Annotated in this window: 3 protein-coding genes and 2 pseudogenes; 3 read left to right on the top strand and 2 right to left on the bottom strand. The window is 68.2% G+C overall.

The window, feature by feature from the left end:
• A pseudogene (locus BM249_RS21485) lies at nucleotides 1–85 on the top strand (IS5-like element ISMex42 family transposase); the annotation flags it as partial.
• A gap of 19 nt (nucleotides 86–104) precedes the next feature.
• A pseudogene (locus BM249_RS20965) lies at nucleotides 105–335 on the top strand (transposase); the annotation flags it as partial.
• A 49-nt stretch (nucleotides 336–384) separates the two neighbouring features.
• On the opposite strand, the gene BM249_RS20960 reads toward BM249_RS20965, so the two are convergent.
• Both BM249_RS20960 and BM249_RS20955 read right to left on the bottom strand, forming a co-directional pair.
• The gene (locus tag BM249_RS20960) at nucleotides 385–2031 is read right to left on the bottom strand and encodes an ISL3 family transposase (RefSeq protein ID WP_091975544.1); all 1647 of its coding nucleotides are present in this window, start codon (nucleotides 2029–2031) and stop codon (nucleotides 385–387) included.
• On the bottom strand, nucleotides 2028–2540 hold the full coding sequence (locus BM249_RS20955; RefSeq protein WP_091975543.1) for an aldolase/citrate lyase family protein: 513 nt from the start codon (nucleotides 2538–2540) through the stop codon (nucleotides 2028–2030). Before BM249_RS20955 ends, BM249_RS20960 begins: the two co-directional genes overlap by 4 nt.
• 131 nt (nucleotides 2541–2671) lie before the next feature.
• On the opposite strand from BM249_RS20955, the gene BM249_RS22075 reads away from it, so the two are divergent.
• Nucleotides 2672–2760: type II toxin-antitoxin system prevent-host-death family antitoxin (locus BM249_RS22075; RefSeq protein ID WP_244528900.1), on the top strand; the 89-nt coding region annotated here is incomplete at its 3' end.

The following is a 2760-nucleotide window of genomic DNA, read 5'->3' as shown; positions in this document are numbered from 1 at the left end:
CATCGCCACGCGCTACGAAAAGACCGCCGCCAGCTTCACCGGCGTCCTCTGCCTCGCAGCCGCCCTCGATTGGCTCAAGCGATGACACGCCCTAGTTTGCGAAGATCGAGGCGCATCTTCCAACGGATACGCGGGGCAAGGAGCGCGTCGATGACCGGCGGGTGATCAGCGGCATCGTCCACGTGCTGAAGTCGGGCGGGCGTTGGGCGGATGCGCCGCGCGAGGTCTACGGCCCGAGGAAGACGCTCTACAACCGGTTCGTGCGCTGGGCGGCCAAGAGCGTCCGGACCGATCTGTTCGAGACCCTGGCTAAGGCCGGCGGCCCACCCTCGCAGAACCAGTGATCCTCCCCCTGTTTCACGGTTCTCCCGCAGTTTGCGTGGATTACGCAGCGAGAAGGACGCGGCGTCTGAGCAGGGGGAAGCCGGCGCGTCCGTACATGGTCCGCTTGAGCATCTTCACCCGGCTGATCTGGCCCTCCGCCTGACCGTTGCTCCATGACGTCGTCAAGGCCGCGCGCACCGCCGCTCCGTCGCGTTCCAGCCCGGCCGCGAACGTCTTGAGGGCCGGTATGTCGCTGAGACGCGCCGCGTCGAGCCAGATGTCGAGTTCGCCGGCGGGATCCGCCGGCGGGGTGCCATCGACGCAGCAGCTACGGATCAGGGTGGCGAAAAGCTGCGCCAGCGCACCGAACCGGGCAGCCTCCGGGTCCTGCTCGATCCGGCCAATGGCGGCGGTCGCATGGGGCGGGCGGGCCTCGACGGGCTGGGTCAGGAACCAGGCGAGTTGTTTCGGCGATGGAAGAGCGATCGTATCCGCAGCCGGCGATGACGTGCGGACAAGCCATTTGCGGGCGGTGCGCCGCGCCGGCCTCGTGCGACGCTCGGCGACGAAGCGATGAACCTGGCGATGTGTGCCGGCAAAGCCCCGACCACGGAGTTCGCGCCAGAGCTCCATCGCGTTCTCGCCCCCCTGGGTCATCCGCTCCTCCGGATGCGCCAGATGGGGGTCGAGGTGGCTGGGTTCGGGGCGACGTGCCGCGCGTTCCGGGAAGCTCTCGGCCTGAGCGTACTTGCGCACCGTTCCGCGTGCGAGGCCTGTCGCCCGGGCAATCGCCAGCAAGGTCTCGCCGGCTTGGGAGCGCCGACGCACGTCCTCGTAGGCCACCAGACGGCGAGCGCGGCTGTCGCGGCTCACGGCGATCTCGGCCTCGCTCCGGCGGTAGGTGCACAGACGCTGTCCGGGGCGTCGGCCATCCCCGATGGGAAGGCTTGGCAGGCATCGCAAGCGCCCATGGACACGGGTGAGCCAACGCTCCAAGGCTTGGCGCAGATTGAGGAGAAGATGCCACCGGTCGGCGACTTGAAGAGCCGCAGGAGCGCCCAGGGTGGCTGCGCGGGCGTATTCGGACGAGCGGTCGCGCGTGATCACCGTGATACCGGGATGGCGACGCAGCCACGCGGCGACCGTCGGACTGGTTCGGTCCGGCAGCAGGTCGATGGGACGTCGCCGATCGAGGTCGACGATGAGCGTACCGTAGGTCTGTCCCTTGCGGATCGCCCCGTCATCGATTCCGACCGCCCGCAGCGGACCGATCGACGGCAGCGTCATGCCGTGCACGAGGCGCAGCATCGTATCGGGGCTCGTGGCCATCGCCAGATGCCCGGCCAAGCGAGCGCCGGCTTCGCCGCCGAGCGCGAGTCCCACCCGGGCCTGCGCTCGGGCAAGCCGATCGGTGCGTCGTGCGCGTGATGGAAGAAGCCCTGGAAGCGGTTCGACGAAGGTGCGCCGTCGGCAGGTGCGGTGATGGCAATAGAAGCGTCGAACCGTGAGCCGCAGCGTCACGGTCTCGCCGAAACTCGGAAGATCGGCAGGATGCCGGACGTATCGACTATGGACGGCAGAGCTTGGCTTACCGCAGTCAGGACAGCGCCCGCGACGCCGGCGAGCATGGGCAAGGATGATGAGACGACCGGAGCGGCGAAGGACTTGGTCGATGACGCAGCCCGGCAAGGACGAAGGCAAAATTATCCCTGCCGTGAATCAGCCCATCGACGCTGCGTCGCCGTGACCTTTCCACGCAAACTGCGGGAGAACCGCAAAATCGGGGGAGGATCACCGTTCGGATCCTCGATCATCGCGATCACCAGGGTTTCGGCGTCGAGGCGGGCGGGAAGCGCGGGCAGATCGGCCTCGCCGTAGCGTCCGAGGGGCCCGGCATTGACGCCACGCCGGCCACGCGGCGCATGCCGCGCCCGAACCACGGCGGCCTCGGCATCGGCCACGCTCCCGACGCGCGGGATGACGATGCCGGCCGCCCCGGCATCAAGGCACGGCAGGATCCGATCGGAGCGGGCCTCGGGCACCCGCACGAGGGCGCTGAGGCCGGCGCGGTCGGCGGCGGCGAGGAGCTGTTCGAGGGCGATGCCGTGGATGAGGGTGTGTTCGAGGTCGATGAGAACGAAGTCGAACCCGGCGATCCCCGCCCGCTTCCTGCAGGAGGATCGTGATCTGTGACCGTGCAGATGGTCTCGACCCATAATTTCTGTGTTATATGTATAACCCGAAAACTCAGGAGGCGCACACCATGCCGGACAAGTCCGTCACGACGGCGGAGTTTCTCCGCCATTTCGGCCGCTAGCACGACCAGGCGCGCCTTGCGCCCCTGACCTTGACCAAGCACGGCCGGCCCTCGCTCGTCGTCCTCTCGGCCGACACCTTTCGGCAACTGACCGAGCAGGCCGATCCGCGCCGCGCCTT

The sequence above is a fragment of the Methylobacterium gossipiicola genome (genome assembly GCF_900113485.1).
In the GTDB taxonomy this organism is placed as follows: domain Bacteria; phylum Pseudomonadota; class Alphaproteobacteria; order Rhizobiales; family Beijerinckiaceae; genus Methylobacterium; species Methylobacterium gossipiicola.
This window is presented reverse-complemented; position numbering and strand designations above follow the sequence as displayed.

Excerpts from the sequence above, each read along its gene's own strand:
- BM249_RS20955 (WP_091975543.1), bottom strand. The coding sequence starts at position 2,540 with ATGGGTCGAGACCATCTGCACGGTCACAGATCACGATCCTCCTGCAGG.